Annotated in this window: 14 protein-coding genes; 9 read left to right on the top strand and 5 right to left on the bottom strand. The window is 68.4% G+C overall.

Going from position 1 to position 19,730, the window contains the following annotated elements:
• Window positions 1-566 precede the first annotated feature (566 nt).
• The 6 genes from OG828_RS02470 (at window position 567) to OG828_RS02495 (ending at window position 8,090) form a co-directional block, all read left to right on the top strand.
• Complete coding sequence (locus tag OG828_RS02470; protein WP_328499950.1) at window positions 567-3,341, top strand: ATP-binding protein; 2,775 nt, start codon at window positions 567-569, stop codon at window positions 3,339-3,341.
• Between the two features lie 173 nt (window positions 3,342-3,514).
• Window positions 3,515-3,958, top strand: coding sequence for a GntR family transcriptional regulator (locus tag OG828_RS02475; RefSeq protein WP_328349632.1), 444 nt, complete (start codon window positions 3,515-3,517; stop codon window positions 3,956-3,958).
• The gene (locus tag OG828_RS02480; protein ID WP_328499951.1) at window positions 3,955-4,866 is read left to right on the top strand and encodes an ABC transporter ATP-binding protein; all 912 of its coding nucleotides are present in this window, start codon (window positions 3,955-3,957) and stop codon (window positions 4,864-4,866) included. The genes OG828_RS02475 and OG828_RS02480 overlap by 4 nt, the downstream gene beginning before the upstream one ends.
• Window positions 4,863-5,822: a transporter gene (locus OG828_RS02485; protein ID WP_328499952.1), complete on the top strand. Its 960-nt coding sequence runs from the start codon at window positions 4,863-4,865 to the stop codon at window positions 5,820-5,822. The genes OG828_RS02480 and OG828_RS02485 overlap by 4 nt, the downstream gene beginning before the upstream one ends.
• A gap of 119 nt (window positions 5,823-5,941) precedes the next feature.
• Window positions 5,942-6,745: a class I SAM-dependent methyltransferase gene (locus OG828_RS02490; protein WP_328499953.1), complete on the top strand. Its 804-nt coding sequence runs from the start codon at window positions 5,942-5,944 to the stop codon at window positions 6,743-6,745.
• Between the two features lie 565 nt (window positions 6,746-7,310).
• Entirely contained in the window at window positions 7,311-8,090 is a 780-nt protein-coding gene (locus OG828_RS02495) for a polysaccharide deacetylase family protein (RefSeq protein WP_328349639.1), read from the top strand.
• 113 nt (window positions 8,091-8,203) lie between these two features.
• On the opposite strand, the gene OG828_RS02500 is transcribed toward OG828_RS02495, so the two are convergent.
• A complete protein-coding gene (locus OG828_RS02500) occupies window positions 8,204-8,911 on the bottom strand; it encodes a sigma-70 family RNA polymerase sigma factor (protein ID WP_328349641.1) in 708 nt (235 codons plus the stop codon).
• A 455-nt stretch (window positions 8,912-9,366) separates the two neighbouring features.
• Between OG828_RS02500 and OG828_RS02505 the strand changes: the two genes are divergently transcribed.
• Entirely contained in the window at window positions 9,367-12,189 is a 2,823-nt protein-coding gene (locus OG828_RS02505) for an ATP-binding protein (RefSeq protein WP_328499954.1), read from the top strand.
• A gap of 18 nt (window positions 12,190-12,207) precedes the next feature.
• Here the strand turns inward: OG828_RS02505 and OG828_RS02510 are convergent, their stop codons facing one another.
• On the bottom strand, window positions 12,208-12,849 hold the full coding sequence (locus OG828_RS02510) for an MBL fold metallo-hydrolase (protein ID WP_328499955.1): 642 nt from the start codon (window positions 12,847-12,849) through the stop codon (window positions 12,208-12,210).
• A gap of 282 nt (window positions 12,850-13,131) precedes the next feature.
• Here OG828_RS02510 and OG828_RS02515 point away from each other — a divergent pair, with 282 nt between their 5' ends.
• Window positions 13,132-13,542, top strand: a complete 411-nt coding sequence (locus tag OG828_RS02515; RefSeq protein ID WP_328349647.1) for an SsgA family sporulation/cell division regulator — start codon at window positions 13,132-13,134, stop codon at window positions 13,540-13,542.
• Between the two features lie 41 nt (window positions 13,543-13,583).
• Here OG828_RS02515 and OG828_RS02520 read toward each other — a convergent pair whose 3' ends face one another.
• Together OG828_RS02520 and OG828_RS02525 are read right to left on the bottom strand one after the other, a co-directional pair.
• Window positions 13,584-16,379, bottom strand: coding sequence for an AAA family ATPase (locus OG828_RS02520; RefSeq protein ID WP_328499956.1), 2,796 nt, complete (start codon window positions 16,377-16,379; stop codon window positions 13,584-13,586).
• A gap of 735 nt (window positions 16,380-17,114) precedes the next feature.
• Entirely contained in the window at window positions 17,115-17,528 is a 414-nt protein-coding gene (locus OG828_RS02525; protein WP_328499957.1) for an HNH endonuclease, read from the bottom strand.
• Window positions 17,529-17,937: 409 nt separating this feature from the next.
• Between OG828_RS02525 and OG828_RS02530 the strand changes: the two genes are divergently transcribed.
• Window positions 17,938-18,411 (top strand): carboxymuconolactone decarboxylase family protein, encoded by a 474-nt coding sequence (locus tag OG828_RS02530; RefSeq protein ID WP_328349651.1) that lies wholly within the window; start codon window positions 17,938-17,940, stop codon window positions 18,409-18,411.
• Window positions 18,412-18,552: 141 nt separating this feature from the next.
• On the opposite strand, the gene OG828_RS49435 is transcribed toward OG828_RS02530, so the two are convergent.
• Window positions 18,553-19,227, bottom strand: coding sequence for a DUF5134 domain-containing protein (locus OG828_RS49435; protein WP_443062364.1), 675 nt, complete (start codon window positions 19,225-19,227; stop codon window positions 18,553-18,555).
• Between the last annotated feature and the right edge of the window lie 503 nt (window positions 19,228-19,730).

Raw genomic sequence — 19,730 nt, forward strand, 5'->3', positions numbered from 1 at the left:
CGTACGATCACATTGCTCACTGCGGGTGGCCCCGGAGAACCACCTACGAACTCGCCACGTCCCGCGCACGCAGCCGCCGGGCCCCGTCTCCGTACGGGCGGCCTCAGCAACCCGGCGACTGCGGCCGCCGAGTAGGTCGTCGTTTCCGCCGACGCCCTCGCGACGAGCCGTCCCGGCTGGACCAGGACAGTGGGACGACACGTCCCGTCTCCGCCACACAGTCGATTGCCGACTCGGACGCCTGTGAGGCCAGTTCACGACGCCATCTCCCAGCCGGCTGGACGCAGGACGGATCCTGCGTCACGGCGAGTGCGCTACCGCGCGCGAGTGGCTCCAGCAGCCGGATGGCCGCGGAGCTTGGGCGCCCCGCCATGACCCCCACGGTCACTTGACCGATGCTGAGGTTGTGGACAGGAGCCAGAGTGCGTGGGAGCCCACGCGTACCCGGTGGGACAGGACGTAAGTCGTTCTGCTGATGGTGGAGCCGCTCCCACGGCGTGAGGGGCCGCGACTGTCGCGACTTCGATGTCGCGTGAAGGGACACCTGCGTGCGGAGGAAGTGGCACATGCGCAGCCCAGCAGTGGAGACCATCACGTCACCGCCCGATCCGGTCCGTACGCCCGCGATGATCGGCCGGGATGAGGAGCTGCGAACCCTGCGCGGGCTGCTGACGGAGGCGGCGGCCGGTCACGGCGGCGCGCTGTTGCTCCACGGCACGGCCGGCGTCGGCAAGTCGGCTCTGCTGCGCATGCTCGGCGCCGAGGGTGCCGAGAGCGGTTTCAAGGTACTGAGCGCATCCGGGGTGGAGACCGAGTTGTGGCTGCCGTTCGCCGCTCTGCAACTGCTGCTGCAACCAGTCGCCCACGACATCAAGAATCTGCCGGTCCCACACCGGCTGGCGCTGACCGACGCGTTCAGCGCCACGCAGACCGAGCCCCAGATATTCCGGGTCGCACTCGCCGTACTCGAACTGCTCGCCGACGCGTTCGCCCGGCAGCCGCACCTGCTGCTCGTCGACGATCTGCAATGGATCGATTCGCCGAGCAGGGACGTCCTCAGGTTCGTCGCCCGGCGCATCCGCGACTTCCCCGTACTGATCATCGCTGCCTCGCGGCTCCACTCCCCCGACCCGCACGGCCAGACCCTGTTCCCGAACCTCCCTCTGCAACCGCTCGGCCGGTCGGCCGCCGCCGAACTGCTCGACGCCGGCGCGCCCGGCCTGTCGGCGCCGGTGCGGGCGCTCATCCTGGAGCGCGCCGCGGGCAATCCGCTGGCCCTGGTCGAGCTGCCCAAGGCGGTACCGGACACGCCCGCGCAGTTGGACAACCTGCCGCTGACCCAGCGGCTGGAGGACGCGTTCGCCGCACGTACGGACTCGGCGAGCCGTGAGTGCCGCACGTTCCTCCTCGCCCTGGCAACGGAGCCGAATGCACCGCTGAAGCGGCTGCTGGACGTGTCGAGTCGCCTCTCCGGCACGTCGGTCTCGGTGGACGCGGTGCAGGAGGCGGTCGACGCGGGTCTGGTCAGCCTGGTCGGCCGTACCCTCCAGTTCCGGCATCCGCTGATGCGCTCGGCGATCTACACCCGCGCCACGGTCGCCGATCGTCTGGGCACCCATCGGGTCCTCGCGGCGGCCATGGACGACACGCCCGAGCGCCAGCTCCTTCACCTGGCTGCCGCCACGCTCGGCCCGGACGAGGAACTCGCCAACAGGCTGGAGCGTTTCGCCGACGCGGCGCTGGCCCGCGGCAAGGTGGCGGCGGCCGTCCCGGCCCTGCGGCAGGCGGCCGAGCTCGTCCAGGACACGCGCCGCCGAACCGGCATCCTGGTACGGGCGGTGGAGTTGGCCAGCGAGATCAACGACCGTATCCACACCCAGATGCTGCTGGACCGCGCCGACATGAGCGAACTCGGCCCACTGGAGCGGGCCCGACTCATGGTGGTGTCCGACAAAGCCGCGTTCGATCCGGACGAGCCGCACCGGCAGATCGAGGACATGGTCACGACGGCGGCCGGCGCGTTCGACGCGCGAGGCGCGGACGTCGCCGAGAACCTGCTGTGGCGTGCCGCCGCACGCTGCTTCTTCCAGGACGGCGACGCACGGGTACGCGCCAAGGCCGCGGCCGAACTGGAGCGGTGGAACCCCGATCCGGACGCTCCGCACGTGCTGACAGTACGGGCGTACACCGAACCGTACCGACACGGGGCCGAGGTGCTCGCCCGGCTCGACAGGCTTGAGCCGGACGTCCAGGACGGTCGGATCCTGCATTTCCTCGGCAGTGGCGCCATGGTCATGGGCGACCTCAGCCGTGCGGCCCGGTACCTGTCGATCGCGGCTGCGGCATGGCGGTCGCAAGGCAAACTCGGGCTGCTCGCCCGCTCACTGGCCGGCAGTTGGCCTCGGGCGTACCTGGGCCAGCTCGACCGAGCCCGTGAAGAGTCCGGCGAAGGGCTTGTCCTGGCCGAAGAGACGGGGGAATGGATCGTCTGGCTGGGCATGAAGGCGACGGGAGGCCTGGTGGCGGCGCTGCGCGGGGAGAACGACGCCGCGGCCCGGACGATACGTGAACTGCGTGCCCACCGGCTGTTCTTCGGCATGCCGTTCGTCAACGTGATGGCACAACAGGTCGAGGGCCTGCTCGCTCTTTTCGACGGCCGCACGGCTGAGGCGTACGACCTTCTCGCGCGTGCGTTCGATCCCGCCGATCCGCACTACCACTCGGTGAGCCGCTGGCTGCTCGCGCCGGACCTGGCGGACGCCGCAGTGGCGGCGGGCACCGTCGAACAGGCCCGGGAGCTGCTGGCCGAACTCCCCGAGCTGGCCGGCCGACTGCCCTCGGAAATGATGGTGGTGGCGCACGCCTACACCGAAGCGGTACTGGCACCGGACGACACAGCGGAGGCGTGCTACACAGCGGCGCTCGCCTCACTGCCTGCCGCCTGGTCGCTGTCGCGAGCCCGGCTGCACCTGCACCACGGCCGCCGGCTGCGTCGGCAACGGCGCAACGTCGACGCCCGGAACCCGCTGCGCAGCGCCCGCGAGGGGTTCGAGCGCGTCGGCGCGCATCCGTGGGCCGAAATGGCCCGCGAGCAGTTGCGCGCCGCCGGGGAGGCGAGCGGCCGACGGCACGCGAACACCAGCGAGCAGTTGTCGGCCCAGGAAATGCAGATCGCCGTGCTGGCGTCGCAAGGGCTGAGCAACCGGGAGATCGGCCAGCGCCTGTTCATCTCGCACCGCACCGTCGGAGCCCATCTGTACCGGATCTACCCTCGCCTGGACATCAACAGCCGGGGGAAGCTCGCCGCCGCGTTGGCCGCCCTTCGCGACGAACAGGGATGAAGGGTCGGCGCTGCGCCTCACAGCGCGGAGGAGGCGGGCCGACCGGCCTTGGTAGCACGCAGCGCGGGTCGGGCTTGGTTGGTGCGCAGCCCTGGGCCTCATGGGTCCTGTTTGACATCGCCGCCCCTCGCCACCATGCTTGTGTTAATTCATTAATGCAAGCACACTGAGTCATGGATGGCGACGTGATCGACTACCGGATCGACCGTGGCAGCGGCGTACCGGCCTACGTGCAGATCATCGAGCAGACCGAACGGGCGCTCCGGATGAGCACCTTGAAGGTCGGGGACAAGTTGCCCACGGCCCGGGAGGTGGTGGCGGCGACCGCCATCAACCCCAACACCGTGCTCCGGGCCTACCGCGACATGGAGCAGGCCGGTCTGGTGGAACTGCGGCGGGGACTGGGGACCTTCGTGACACGGTCGCTCGCCCGGCCCGGGGCGGAGGACGACTCGCCCCTACGCGGGGAGGTCACCGACTGGACGGCACGCGCGCGGGCGGCGGGGTTGGAACGGGCCGACGTCCTCGCGCTGGTCACAGCGGCCCTGGACGCCTACGACAACGAGCAAGACACCCGTGCCCCGGGCGACCGGGAGCGGAAAGAGGAGGACGCATGACCGGGCCTGACGCGCCGGCCGCACTGCGCGCCACGGGACTCGGATTCCGGTACCGGACGCGGGACCGCTGGGCCCTGCGGGACTGTGAGTTCACCGTGCCCGGCGGTCGCATTACCGCCCTCGTCGGACGCAACGGCGCCGGCAAGAGCACCCTTCTGCACCTGGCCGGCGGCCTGCTGCGGGCCGACTCCGGGGAACTGCGTGTGCTGGGCACCGCGCCCGGCACGTCCGAGGCCCGCGCCCGGGTCGCCCTGCTCACCCAGAACAAGCCGCTCTACCCCCGCTTCACCGTGGCGGACACTCTGCTGATGGGCAAGAAGCTGAACTCCTCGTGGGACCAGGCGACCGCCGAGCAGACCGTCCGGGAGGGCGACATCCCGCTCCACGCCCGCGTCGGCGAGCTGTCCCCCGGGCAGCGCACCCGCGTCGCACTGGCCCTGGCCCGTGGCAAGCGGCCCGAACTCCTGCTTCTCGACGAGCCCATGGCCGACCTCGACCCCGTGGCACGAGGCGAGATCATGGCGGGGCTGATGGCCGAGGCCGCCGAGCGCGGTATGAGCATCGTGCTGTCCTCGCACGTCCTGCCCGAGCTGGAGCAGACCTGCGACTGGGTTCTGGTGCTGCGGGACGGCGGCGTCGAGCTGAGCGAGGACACCGACGCACTGCGAGCGAGTCACGCCATGCTGACCGGGCACGTCGACCAGGCCGATGCCCTGACCGGACCACACACCGTCGTACAACGCCGTGCAGCCGGCAGACAGATGACCGCCCTGGTGCGACAGAACGGACCGCTGCGCGGCGACTGGCACATCGAGCGGCCCAGACTGGAGGACATCCTGATCGGCTACCTCCGAGCCGACGCCCCGGGACACCCCGGCCCCGCCGAGCGTACGGAGGAGGCGGCGTGAAAGGCTCCTTCTGGCTCGCTTGGCGCCAGCAGCGCATGATGGTCGGCATCGGCGCGACCGTCCTGGCCGCCGCCGCGGCGATCGCCGTGTACTACCGCTCGGGCATGCTGGACGAGCTGCGCAGTGGGCAGTTCGACCACTGCGGCCCCGGGCCGCTGCACTGCATGCGACCCGATACCGTCCTGCCCCTGCTGCTGGACGTCGAGCCGCTGCGGTACCTCGGCGTCCTCAACATGGCCCTGCCCGTCCTGATCGGCGTCTTCTGGGGCGCCCCGCTGCTGGGCCGCGACCGGGAACTGGGCATGCACCGGGTGGTGCTCGCCCAGGGCGTGAGCCGAGGCCAGTGGTTCGCCTCCCGGTTCGCGCTCGCCGCGGCGACCACGGTGACCCTCTCCGGCCTGCTCGCGGGAGTGTTCGCGTGGTGGTGGCGGCCGGCCGCCAACCGGAGTTACGGCCTGTTCTGGTACGAGAACACGGCACTGAGCGGCTCGGGTCCGCGCGTCGTCGCAGCCGCGCTGTTCGGCCTGGCGGCGGGCACACTGCTGGGGCTGCTGGCCCGCCGGGTTCTGGTCGCCATGGGCCTGACCCTCCTGGTGACCGGGACGATGACCCTTCTGTTGGAGTGGACGCACTGGACCCGCCTGCTGGTCCCGCCGCACACCTACACCAGCGCTGGCACCATCCCCAAGCCGCCCATGGGCGAAAAGTGGTCGGCCGGCGACTATGGGCTGATCACCGCGTCCGGGCGCCGCGACGACGTGATGAACTGCCCTTTCCCCTCCGGCGCCCAGCTCAGGGAATGCATGGACCGGCACGGGTACGTCGCCCGCTTCTACGAGGCAAACCCCGTCGGCGACTACTGGACCTTCCAGTGGACCGACACCGCCGTCCTGGGCGGCCTCGCCGTCCTGCTCACGGTCGTCACCGCAGTGCTCTTGCACCGCCGCCGTATCTGACCGCGGCGACCACATCGGGGGATCCCCTTCACCCTGTCATCCCCCGCAAAGCCCCTTTCATCCCCTACACAGCCCTTTCAACCCCTCACTGGGCCCCTTCACACGGAGGTCGCTTCATCATGCCCGCTGACGCCAAGTCGCCGAAGAAACTGAGCAACAACCGCGCCGCCCTCAGCCACAAGGTCGGTTACGCACTGCGCCATCCCGGCCGCGTCAAGCCGTACCTCCGCCGGGCCGGCCGGGACGCCTGGCTCCGCCTGATCCACCCCGACCACGTCGGCTACTACCGGGCCGTGATGGCCTCGGACACCCGCCGCAACCCGGAGGCCGCGGTCGGCAGCCAGAGCCACGACCGCTGGCTCGCGCTCGGGCAGATGCAGTTCGACTACCTCATCGAACACGGGCTGCGACCCGAACACCGCATGCTCGACATCGGCTGCGGCAACCTGCGCGGCGGCTGGCGCTTCATCAGCCACCTCGGCGCCGGCAACTACTACGGCATCGACATCTCACCCGACATCCTGATGGCCGCCAAGAAGACCCTCGCCGAGCGCCGCCTCCAGGGCAAAGTGCCGCACCTGACCATCACCGGCGACCTCACCCTGGACTTCCTGCCCAGCGATCACTTCGACGTCGTCCACGCGCACAGCGTCTTCTCCCACTCGCCGCTGTCGGTCATCGACCAATGCCTCAAGCATGTCGGACGTGTGCTCACCGACACCGGGTTCTTCGACTTCACCTTCGACCGCACCGAGGGCACCGAACACCAGGTGCTGCGCGAGGACTTCTACTACCGCACCGAGACCCTCCTGGCCCTGGCGCGCAAGCACGGCCTGCACGCGCGCTTCATGGAGGACTGGGAGAAGCGCCCGCACGGCCAGTCAAAGATACGTGTCAGTCGCTCGCTCCTGCCCAACGCCTGAGGGTGCCCCGGGCACCTTGCTCGACTCGTACGCGACGGCCGATCCCGAGCATGGGGTGCGTCCCCCTTAGGCGGGCTTCGCCTCTTGGCCGCGGTAATGGTGGCTGCGTATCACCATCTTGGGGACACCCACACGGCGCTTCTGCCCCGCTCCTGCATGAGATCAGCCGCTACGGCTGACTCGGTGTCAAGTTCTTCATCATCATCAGCGGATTAGTCATCTCCATGAGTTCCTGGGGGCGAACTCCCGCACATTTCACCGCCTCCCGCACAGCACGGCTCTTTCAGACCCACTGGGATTTGATCTGGTCGCCGGAGTCAGCCGGACACTCTGGGTGGAGGGCCCGCTCGGAGGCTTCCAGAGGCATCGCCTGACGCTTGACGTTCACCCGCAAGACCTCGCTGCGAAGCCGGCTTTCACCCGCACGCGGTAGCGCGAGGTTCTGCCAGGTCCGGCTCCCCTCCTGCCAGCGGTACGGGAGCAACGCGCAACGCCCGGCCGGCATGCCCACCCCGTCGCTGCCGCGCACTTCAGCAATACACCCCGAGTCAGGGAAAGGTTTCGCATGCCTGTCAACGCACGAATAAGACGCTCTCGAACACTCTTCGCCGTCGGGACAGCCGTGGCCGCCGTCCTGGCCGTCGCGGTGAATCTGGCCCTGACGGTCACGACCTACGATCACACCTCGCCGCGCGCAGCCCGCGACAAGGCATCGGGATCGGTGGGCGGGAAGGTCGACTGCCGCAAGGCGAAGTGCGTGGCCCTCACGTTCGACGGCGGCCCCAGCCTGACGACCCCCAGGCTGCTGGACATTCTGAAGCAGGAGGATTTGCACGTCGCGTTCTTCGTGCAGGGCAAGGGCCACATCGCGAAATACCCTGAGATCCTGCGTCGCATGTCGGACGAGGGGCACGAAATCGGCAATCACACGTGGACGCACAAGAGGTTGACAGATCTCGGAGTGGCCGACGCCCGTCGGGAACTGACCCGGACACAGGACGCCGTCGAGAAGGTCACCGGCACCAGGCCCGTCCTGATGCGTCCACCGGAGGGCCGCACCAACCGCGAGGTGTCGGAGATCTGCCGGGACTTGGGGATGGCGCAGGTGCTGTGGAGCGTCACGGCCAAGGACTACGAGACGACCGACTCGGCCCTGATCACCAAGCGGGTGCTCGACCAGACCCGTCGAGACGGCATCATCCTGCTGCATGACCTGCACAAGGGGACCGTGCCCGCCGTCCCGGGAATCATCAGGGCGCTCAAGCAGCGCGGCTACACCATCGTCACGGTGTCGCAACTGCTTGCCCCCGCCAAGCCTCAGCCGGGGATGGCCTACCGGCCCTGAACAACCGTGACGGAGTTGTCGAAAGCGCCGCTCGGTGGAGTTCGCTAGCACGTTGTCCGGCCAGCGCAACAGCATCGGGTCGATGAGCGCCCACAACTCGTCGTCCAGCGATTTCACCTGGCGGCGGCGTGCTGACGAATACGAGTACTCCGCTCGGTGGCCTGGACCCGAAACCGGTCGGTATGGATTCGATTCCGGTCGGCGTCGACGGTCAGGATATTTTCCAGGTCTGTGAAATTGCCTGACTGCGCTGCGGCGACGAACGCATCCACAAGTCGCTGGTGTTCCACGCTGCTTACCGGCTTACCACGTTCGGTGCAGAGGCGCTTGCGGGCCCGGCTGACGATCTGGCGGGTGTTGACTCCACTGAGCTGGAGATTGTCGGCGATCTGGCTGTAGGGGTAGCCGAAGGCCACACGGAGAACATAGGCGGCCCGTTCCGTGGGGTTCAACTTCGCGAGGAGCAGGTGCAGGGCCGACTCCAGGGCTTCTGCTCGCTCGACCCTGGTGACTGGGTCCGTGGTGGTGTCGATCGTTTCGGCAGCCCAGGGGGCGGCACCGGTCTCATGACGTGAGCGGGCGGACTGGGCAACGTTCAGGGCCAGACGGGCTGTGGTCCGGGCCAGGAACGCTGGAGGATCCAGCACCCGGGCACGGTCGGTGTTCTGCCAACGCAGCCATGTGTCCTGGAGGACGTCCTCGGACTCGGTCGTGTTCCCCAGTATGCGAAACGCAACATAAAACAGCTGGGGGCGGAGTGCGACGAACGCGGTCACCTCATCCTCCAGTACTTTGGTGGAAGATATCTGCGCGGGGCACATATTTACTCCTTGCTCATGTCCTGTTGTTTGCCTCAATCCATGAGCAGTCCACCGAAATGCGCTGAGTTCCTTATCCAGCTCACTTACAACCGCGCGCAGAACCACAGAATGTGAGTCGGATTTCTTCAAGGTTCGATACGGCTCAACGGACCGGTAGTCGGATCATGATGATCGCCTCATGGCCATACAGTTACCTGAACTGATGCGGGACCAGCCTCCGCCCGAAGCCGAGCCCAAACATCAGTCATCTGACTGCGCACCGCGCAGGGGGGCATGTGCCGCCGTTGCGCCGCGCCCGTGGACGCACCTCGCTGTTGCTGCCCTTCCCGGGCCCCGGGCGTAGGCTCTCGGCTCTATCCACATGGGGTGGCTCAGCCGCAGCACTCCGACGGAAGGGGAGCCGTCGGTCTTCAGCGGCACCGGCCGTCCGACTCCTATCCGAGCCGGGAGAGCATGTGTTGGACAGACCTGGGCCCCCGCGACCCGGAGAAGCCGATGGCCTGGTCGGGCGGGACGAAGAGCTGGCGCTCATTCGCTCGTTCGTCGACGGTGCCGCGACCGTGGGAGGGACTCTGCTCCTGACCGGCGAACCGGGCGTGGGCAAAACCGAGCTGCTGGACTTCGCGGCGCGGACGGCAGAAGCGGCCGGGAGTCTGGTACTGCGTAGTGCCGGTGTGGAATTCGAGGCCGATGTCACCTATTCCGGGCTCCATCAGATCCTTCTTCCGCTCGGTGGTGAGTTCGGGCTGCTCGGAGCCGGGCAGCGCAGCGCGCTGTCGGTGGCGTTGGGCTTCGGCGTGGGCCCGGCCCCGAACCGGCTGCAGGTGTCCGAAGCGGCGCTTGCCCTGCTCCGTCGTGCCGCCGACCGTCAGCCGTTGGTCATGATCGTGGATGATCTGCAGTGGCTTGATCGGGCGAGCGCCGGTGTGCTGGGGTTCGTGTCCCGCCGCCTGGCCGACAGCGGCGTCTGCTTTCTCGGGGCGGCGCGCCTGGGCACTGAGAGCCACTTCGACCGCAAGGACCTTCCCGAGCACGAACTGCGCCCCCTCGGCGAAGAGGCGGCGACGGACCTGGTGCGCAGCCGGTTCCCGACCCTGGTAGCCGGGGATCGCGTGCGTCTGGTGGCGGAGGCTCAGGGCAATCCCCTGGCACTTCTGGAACTGGCGGGCTACGAGGCGAGCGGCCCGCAAGCCGCCGCAGGGTCGGCGGCGCCTGTCGCCGGGCCGCCCGTCGGACGGCTCGAGACGCTGTTCGCGTCGCGGGTGAACGAGCTTCCCGCCCCGACGCGCCGCCTTGCGCTGCGCCTGGCCCTGGACGCCACGGGCGATCCGCGCATCCTGCAGTCAACCGGCCCCGGGGAACCCGGTCCCAGTGACCTCGAACCTGCCGAGCGGTCCGGGCTGATTCGTATCGACGGCAACCCCCGCCGCATCGTGTTCGGCCATCCCCTGATCCGTTCCGCGGTGGTGAAGGAGTCGACCGGCGGCGAGCGGCGTCATGCGCACCGCGCCTTGGCGCAGTTGTTGGCGGACCAGCCGGAGCGACGGGCATGGCACTTGGCGGAGGCCAGCATCGAGCCCGATGAGCAGGTGGCTTCTCTGCTGGACGAGGTGGCTCAGCTGGTCCTTGGGCGTGGCGACGTCGTCGGAGCCGTCGCCACGTTGCTGCGCGCGGCCGAGCTGAGCCCGCATGGCTCCGACCGGAGCCGCCGGCTGGCTCGGGCGGCGTACATCGGCGCGGAAGCGGCCGGCGATCTGCGCAGCACGCCACGGTTGCTGGCCGCCGCCCACGCCGCCGCCCCCGGGAGCAACGAGTCGTTGCGCGCCACGACCGCCGCCTCGTACATGCTGCTCTCCGGTGAGGGCGATATCGACACCGCCCACCGCCTGTTGGTCGGAGCCATCGAGGCCTTCTCGGTCCGGGACGACGCGGACGACCGCGTCTTGAACGAGGCCTTCGCAACGCTGCTGCTGGTGTGCTTCTTCGGTGGGCGAGCCGAACTGTGGGATCCCTTCCACGCAGCGGTCGCCGACTTCGCGTGCGACCGCCTCGTGTCACTGTGCGCCAGCACTGCCTGCGACCCGGTCCGTACCGCGGCCGCCGTGCTCGAGGAACTCGACCGCCTGATCCACGGCAGCGACGAGGAAGTCGATCCGGCCCGCATTGTCCGACTCGCACAAACGGCTCTCCACGTGGACCGGCTTGCCGGCCTTCGCGGGGCACTGTGGCGCGTCGCCCGCGACGGAAGGCAGGGAGGCGCCGTCGCCTCGGGCATCCACGCGCTGATCCTGCTGAGCCATGAAGACTTCATGACCGGCAGATGGGACGACGCACAGCGTCTGGTCGACGAGGGCCTCCAGTTGTGCCAGGACCACGGCTATGGGCTCGGGGCGTTGCCGGGACGCTACGTCAAGGCTCTCCTCGCCGCGGGGCGGGGTGACTTCGACACCGCGGCAGCAGTGACCCACGACCTTGAGCGCTACGCGGCGCCCCGAGGGCTCGGGGTGGCCCGGATGTACGTGGCGCACGCCCGGGCTCTGGCCGCACTGGGACGGGGTGACTATGAGGCTGCCTATCAACAGACGACCGCCATCAGCCCGGCGGGGGTCTTCGCCTCCCGTGTCGCCATGGCGCTGCGGGTCCCCATGGATCTCGTCGAGGCCGCTGTACGAAGCAACCGTCAGGCCGAGGCGGATGCCCATGTTGCAGCCATGTGCGCTACCGGTATGGCCGTCCTCTCCCCACGGCTGGCTCTTCTCGTGGCAGGCTCGGCAGCCATGGCCGCCTCCGACAGCACGGCCACCGCGCTCTTCGAGGAAGCGTTGGCGACCCCCGGAGCCGATCGCTGGGCCTTCGAACTGGCCCGCGTGCGGCTGGCCTACGGCGAACACCTTCGGCGTGCCCGGGCCATCTCCGCCGCGCGGGTGCAGCTCAGCGCGGCGCGCGACGCCTTCCAGCGGATGGGCGCACGGCCTTGGGCGACCAGAGCCGAGAACGAACTGCGGGCCACCGGTCAGAAGAGGTCACACGGCGGGGCGGTCGGGCCAGGCGCGCTTACGTCCAGGGAACGCGAGATCGCCATGCTGGCCGTTTCCGGGCTGAGCAACAAGCAGATCGGCGAACGGCTCCGCCTGTCCGCCCGGACCGTCGGAGCGCATCTGCGTAACGTCTTCCAGAAACTCGGCATCGCCTCCCGGGCGGCCCTTCGCGACGCGCTCGACCCGCGCCCTTGTGAGCCTCCGGACGAGGCGGGGTCCCGAGGCCGGCACAAGAGCTGACCTCGGATGTCCCGGCGGTCAGATGCCGTCGATCTCCTCCAGCGGATTCAGCCTGACGTAGGAGGCGTTGATCCCAGGTCCGTGCTCTCCGAGCAGGCCGTCGGCCATCGCGAGCCCCAGCGGATTGAGCGCGCCGTCGTGCATGGGCACGGCCCGCTCCGGAGCGACTTCGCGCACCCAGTCGATGAGCTCGGAGAAGCGTGACCAGGAAGTGTGCACCGGCAACAACAGTGTGCTGACCGGCTTGTCGGGCACCGTGAGCGCATCGCCCGGATGGAACAGGCTCTGCTCGATGAGAAAACCGGTGTTCGTGACGGCCGGCATGTCGGGGTGCAAGGTCGCGTGCCACGTGCCGTGCGCCTCGATCTCGAAACCGGCGGCCGTGAACGCGTCACCGTGGCTGATGACGTGGAGCTGATCGCCCAGTCCGGTCAGCAGTTCGGCCACGGCCGCCACCGTCCACACCTGCAGGCCGCGATTCGCCTCCGCTGCTCCGCGCACACGGAACTCCGTGAAGTGATCAAAGTGCTCATGCGTCACCAGGATCGCATCAGCGCGCTCCACCGACTCGTCCTCGGTGAAACTGCCCGGATCGATGACCAGCCTTCCCTCAGGGCCTTCAAGCCGGATACACGAGTGCCCGAACTTCGTCAGCTTCACTGATCCCTCTCAGCGACCGATTCCCCGACCTGATGAACAGTCAAGTGTCGCCCCGGCCGGCGAGGTCGTGCATCGGTCATATGACTCTCGATGCGGCCGACGGACTGGCCGGCGGCATGTCATCGGCCGGCCGCGCAGACGGACAGCAGACTTACTGGTCATTTGACTGATGCTGCGGCTTCCGCCCGCTCGCAGAATCGTGGTGTCCCCCTTGCCGCATCGGGTCTACCGCGTGGTGATGTGATGAAAAGCCCTGACAGTCCTACTCCGTTGGTGTGCCGGATGCTTGTCCGCCTCGCTGTCGCAGACGGGGTGGACCCGCCCGTGATGGTCGATCTGCACTACGACAGCGCCGATCCGTACGCGGTGTCCATGACGTTTCACCTCTGGGACGACGACACCGTGCGGTGGGTGTTCGGCCGTGATCTCCTACTGAACGGACAGGAGGGACTCACAGGCGCCGGTGACGTTCAGGTGTGGCCGTCACGGCACTCCAGGGCGAGCCGGGTGTGCATCGCGCTGAGACCGTGCCCGCACGCTGAGGCGGTTGTCGTGACGGCCTCCGCGCGCGTACTCGGGGCCTTCCTGCGACGAACCCTCGCGGTGGTGCCGGCCGGTACCGAGCAACATCACCTCGATCTGGACGGAGCCGTCCGTCAACTCCTCAACGGCCCCAGTGATCCGCATCGCTGACGGCATCGATCCGGCGTCGTCAGGCTTACGGCACCCGTCGGTCACCTCTGTGAAGTGGGCCGGTCCCCTGGCTCCTCGTGCGGCGGCAGCGCGGCGAGAGCCTCACCGAGAGTGACGCGGGAGGTGATGCCGATCTTCGGGTAGACCCGGTACAGGTGGGCTCCTACGGTTCGGTGGGAGAGGAAGAGCCGTTCACCGATCTCCTTGTTGGTCATTCCAGCGGCGGCGAGTGTCGCGATCTCGAGTTCCTGTGGTGTGAGCGGGTTCGCCCGCCGCCCCTGGCGCACCCATGCGGTGACATGGCCGCCTGCCCGCAGTTCCTCCGCCGCCCGTGCGGCCCAGGGGGCGGCTTCCAGATGACGAAAGGTGTCGAGGGCAGCGTCGAGGTGCACCCGGGACTCCCGGGCGGCACGTGCGCGACGTAGGTGCCTGCCGTAGGCCAGGCGTACGCGGGCGAGGTCGAAGGGCCAGCGCTCGATGCCGGGAATGGCGAGGGCTTCCTCGAAGAGTCCCGCAGCCTGCTTCTCGGTGGCGGCCATGGCGGCTGAGCCGGCGGTGAGCAGTGCCAGTCGGGGAGAGAGCGCGGGGAGGCCCTCCTGCCGCATCGCGGCCACATGTGCGAGTGCTTCGGCTCGGCGTCCGGTGTGCACAGCGGCTTCCACGAGATCCATGGGAACCCACAGAGCCTGCCAGACGTGGGGGGCCAGCACGCCTGGGGGACTGATCGCCGTTGCGTTGCGGTAGGCCTCTTCATGGTCACCGCGCCCCAGGGCGGCGAGTGCCGAGTGGTGCCGTGCGAAGTTCATGAAATTGTGAACGCCGCGGGGCTCCGCCCAGTCCGTGATCTGTTGTGCCAGTCTCCGCACCGTGGCGTCGTCGCCTCTCACAGCGGCGAGCAGGCCCTCGGGAAGTCGGAATTGCCATGCCATCAGCTGGTAGCCGTGCTCCGCGCACAGTCCGAGCCCCTCCGTGACAAGGCGGCCGCACTCCTCCCACTGACCCGTCATGAAATCGTCCATGCACAGCACCGTCAGCGCGCTGAGGGCCGACGTGACGGCGCCCCCCTCTCGCCCGTCCTCGACGACGCGCCAGAGGGCCGCACGACACCCCGTCGCCCGGTCCACGGAGAGTGCCATCATCCCGATCCGCTCGATCCGGGTGGGGTCGGATTCCTGGTGCAGATCGTGGATCGCCGCATCGAGTTGGGCCAGGCTCGTGGAGGTGGCACGTGCCGGGTCGACGAGGATGCCAACCAGCAGCTCCATGAGGGGTGACAGTCCCACGGTCAGCTGGGCCATGGCGGCGCGATATCCGTCCCAGAACTCAGGTCTGCCGGCCACCAGGCATACCTTGAGCAGGGTGCGGAGCGCGTCGAAGAGTGCGTTGTCGTCACCACCGTCGGACCGGCCCGCACGGGTCGTGATCGCGCCGACGAGCAACCGGAAGGCGGTGTTGACGTCACCGTCACGATTGAGCAGCACATGGGACCCCGCGACTGCCGCCTGCAGCGACCCACGGAGTTCGGGATCAGCGCGACGGGCCGCCACGAGCAGTTCTGCCGCCGTCCGCAGCTCCCCAGCCACGTCCGAGCCCACATAGGCCGCTTCAGCCAGACGTCTGCTCCGGTCCGCGGAGCCCGGAGTGAGGTCCGCGGCCCGCACCAGCGCGTTGAACGCACCGACGGCGTCGCCGCGTCGGCGGACCCGGTGGGCGGTCTGCTCAAGGAGCGCCGCGACCCGTTCGTCGGGGTCGGGTGTGGCCTCGGCGAGATGCCATGCCCGGCGATCGGGCTGATCGGTCAGTGCGTGCGCCAGGGCATGATGGGCGTCGAGGCGCTGACCACTGCTCGAGCCCCATACGATCGTCGCGCGGACCAGCGGGTGGCGGAAGACCAGTCTCCCCAGGCCTCGGTCCTCGATCCGCACCAGCTGGGCCCGCTCCGCCGGCGCGAGATCGGTGAGCGTGTCCTCGCTGGAGCCGACGGCCCGTAGGACCCGCAGATCACCGGCGCCCTCCAGTGCGGCCAGGAGCAGCAGCCGACGGGTGGGTGCCGGCAGCTCCGCGACCCGGGAGGCGTACAGGTCCTGCAGGCGCCGACTGAGCGGAAGCACTGCGGAGAACTCGCCCCCCGAGCCGCGGCGCGGGTCGCTGAGCGCACCCGGCAGTTCCAGAAGCACCAGGGGATTCCCTTGAGCCTGCGCCAGAACGCTCTGCATGTCTCGCGCGCCGAGCAGCGGGAACCGCATACCGACGAGGCCTGCCGCGGCCCTGTCGTCCAGCGGGCGCACGGCGAGTTCGGGGAGTCCAGACCGGTCGAAGAAGCCCTCGTACCCCGGCCGTGAGGCGGCGAGAAAGCCCACCCGGCTCCCAGTCAGCCGCCGGGCGACGAACGCGAGAGCCGCCGCGCTGGCACGGTCGACCCATTGCAGGTCATCCACGACCAGCAGCAACGGACGCGTACTCGCGGCTTGGCGGAGCAGAGCCACGGCCGCGCCGTAGACGACGAGGCGGTCCACCGCGGCGCCCTCACTGATGCCCAGCGCCACCATCAGCGCGTCACGGTACGGCGGGCTGAGTCCGTCGAGTTCCTGGCGCAAGGGTTCGAGCACGTGGCTCAGTGCGGAGAAGGACATGTCCGTCAGGAACTCGACACCGTCGGAACGCAGCACCAGCGCACCAGCCGACATCGCGGCCTTCGCCGCAGTGTCCAGCAGGACGGACTTGCCCACGCCCGGCTCTCCCGACAGCAGCAGGACCCCGCCGCTCCTGACCGTGTCGTCGACGAAGGACCGGAGCAGTTTCAACTCCTGTTCGCGTCCGACCAGTCCTATGGTCATGCTCCGCAGCGCCGGGTCATCACCGTCCACGAGTTGCTTCCTCCGAGCTCACATGGCGGCCGAGAGTTCGCAGAGGACGGTTCGTGACTCTTTGAGCTGTTCCGCGGTCGCCTGATGGTGCGGGCGGAGTCTTCTGGTCCGCCGCCTGCGGTCTGTTGGGGTGGCTGGGTGAGCGGACGAAAGCCGTGCCCGAGTGACGTGTCGGGCGAGCAGTGATCGTTGATCGAGGCGTGATCTCCGCCTGGAAGTATCGGCATCGCTCGGTCAGCGGCCGCCAAGGCGCCTACGGGATGCGGAAGATGGTGAACGCCGGCGATGCCGAGCTGATGCCGAAGGCGACGAACGCCGACACCGCGACATCCAGTTCACCGATGGTCGGGGTGGCCGTCATATCGTCTGTCTTCTGATCGTTCCTGACTTGAACCACGCATGCCTCCACGGCCGGCTCCTCTGCCCCGGTGTGGGCAGCTTGAGGCTGTTGAAAGCCAACGTGGCACCCAGGGCAGCCGATCGCGCCCTTGAGGATCCGTAGGTGACTCCGTGGTTGTCCCGTGGGTACATCCGTGGCCTGGGCCTCACAGGCGTCTCACGTGGCGGTGTGTGATCAGGCAGACGGCGAGGCGGTTCTCACTGCAGGCGAGTCCTGTTCCGCGCGGCCTCCCACCGAACCGGACGTGACGGTTCCCCGGTCATCTGTCGGTCCAGGGAGCACTGCGTGAGTGGTCTGGCCGGCTGTTACGAATGGATACGGTCGTGGCAGATGTCGCAGGCCGCGACGCTCTTGCGGCGCCGGTGAAACATGACGCGCGCCCCAGTCGGAGGCTGCCGTCCGGCACGAATGAGGTCAGCGAGAGCGCGGGCGTGGAGCACTTGCACGTTGCCCTGGCTTCCGCAGATCTCGCAGTATCCGTCAGGAGTCTCGCGATGAGTTCTCTCTGCGGACAGTCCACCCAGACGGGCTCGCGATCGACGAGTTCCGCCGCCCGCTGCCGTCGGAGGAGGATCCCACCGAACCGGGCCACCGGTGGTGTCTGTTCTTCCGCTCGATTGGCCTGGACCAGTTCGCCGCGCCGACGGGCCTTCGCCAGCAGATTCTGCGGGATCGGGGGCCACTACGCCTTGCGGCGCCCCGTAGAGCTGGCACCCCATCAGCCCGCACCTATACCACCGTACATCTCGATGCGCATGGCATACATACCGTCCGAATCAACACCTTGTCACACGAAGCAAGGTCGCGTCGACGCAGCCCTTACAACAGTCAGCCAGGAGCGAGACAACCGCGGCCAGGCACTGGCGGATCTCCGAGCGACTGACGGGCCCGCTCGCTGCCGTCAACGTACCCCGCACTGCGACGGCCCGAGTCCGCCGCCAGGACCGCCTCCGCTGGGCGAGGTACCGCAAAACCGTCGCTGAGATCCTGTCGCTCGACCAGACGGTCACGTTCGTCGGGGGCCGTCAGCCGAGCGGATGAGGCGCGCGTCACACCCTTCTTCCTGTCACACTTCGCCGGGCCACCCCGGTCAATAGTGTGTATCTGCAACACGGCAAGGAGATCACCGTGGAACCGCGTCTCAACTATTTCGGCCATCCCCTCGCGGGAAAGGTGCTGAAGCACATCAACTCAGCCAGCAAGGTGCTTTCGGACTCAGTTTTGCCGGCCGTGGTCCAGGAGCTGGTGAAGATCCGCGCAAGCCAGATCAACGGTTGCGGCTTCTGCACCGACATGCACACCAAGGACGCCACCCTGGCGGGAGAGACCCCGCAGCGTCTCAACCTGGTCGCGGCCTGGCGCGAGGCCAAGGTCTTCACGGAAGCCGAGCGCGCCGCACTGGAACTGACGGAGCAGGGCACCCGCATCGCCGACGCGGCCGGTGGTGTCACGGATGAGGCCTGGGCGAACGCGGCCAAGCACTTCGACGAGGACCAGATGGTCGCCCTCATGTCCCTCATCGCCGTCATCAACGCCTACAACCGCGTCAACGTCATCAACCAGCAGCCTGCCGGGGACTACCAGCCTGGCCAGTTCGGCTAGCCGACACCTTCCCGGCCGGGTGCACACGGTCCGTCTCCGCGCCGCCCCGACCCTAGGCGGGGAGACGGACTACCGGCGTCAATCGTTCTTGCTGAGCTGTGCGTTGGCTTCCCGTCTCAGGAGAGCCCGCGTCGGGCACCGTCATTGGTGTACGAGTAGCATCACGACCGTTCCAAGGTGCATGGCGCCCTGCCAGAAGTGGCCGTAGAGCTCCTTGATAGCAAGGGTGCGCGGGTGCCTTGTGTTCCGTCGCAGCCCCGGCAGGTCGCGCGTGAGCGACCGGAGGGCGCAGACGAGGAGATACAACACGAGTACCCCAGTCCCCACGTCGTGGCCTGCTGGTTCCCCCATTGAGTGACCGGCGTGGGCGGCCAGGTCCTCATGTCGCGAACTCTCCGTCGGGCGTGCCATCCAGACCATCGCGGCCATGGCGGCAGCGGACGGAATGCTCCGCGCCACCGCGATCAGTCGCGCCCCGTGACTCCGACTGAGGGTGGACAGCGGAAACCACAGTGCTGCGGCCGCGAAGAAGGCCGCTTGCGTACCCGCAGGCACGGGAGTGCCCCAACTCCACGGCATGACAGACATGGCCACTGCCATGATGGTGTGCAGGAGGCCGTCGATCCGCATGCGCCACCCGTAACTCCGCGGTAGGACACGGTGTCGCAACTCATGGACTGCCGCGGTCACGAACAGCACCGTCAGCATGCAGCACACAACGTAAGTGGCGCTCATACTTCTCCTGCCCTCCCACGGGACGTGGTGCACGCAGGTGAGCCCGATGTGCCAGTTCCTCTCTTCTACCAGCGTGAGCATCGGCTTGCCGGGCTCACAATCGTTTTGCGGTGATGACCGGGCACACGGTGCATATGTGACAGTGCTTCCGCTCAGCCTGCGCGGTCCGATGTTCGCGGTCCCGGGCCCTTGAACCGTGGCACTACTCGTTGAGCGATGTCACAACAAGGGCCCAACCGCTGTCGTAGTCAGTGGGGTGTCCGACGTGGCCGGCTTGAAGACGCCAATGGGATCACTGACCCCTCGAAGGGAAGGAACCCAGATGAGAGTCGTTATCGCAGGGCACGGTCTCGACGAGGCCCTGCGGGGGACCGAGGTGGTGGTGGACGTCACCGACGCCTCCGCACACACCGAGGAGGCCGGTCTGCCCTTCTTCCGCACCGCGACGGCCAATCTCCTGGCCACGGCGGCCTCGGCCGACGTCGAGCACCACGTGGTCCTGTCGGTGGTGGGAGCCGAGCGGCTGCGGTCGGGTTACTTCCTCGCGAAAGAGCTGCAGGAATACCAAGTACAGAAGCCCCCGA

It is taken from the genome of Streptomyces sp. NBC_00457, from assembly GCF_036014015.1.
Classification (GTDB): domain Bacteria; phylum Actinomycetota; class Actinomycetes; order Streptomycetales; family Streptomycetaceae; genus Streptomyces.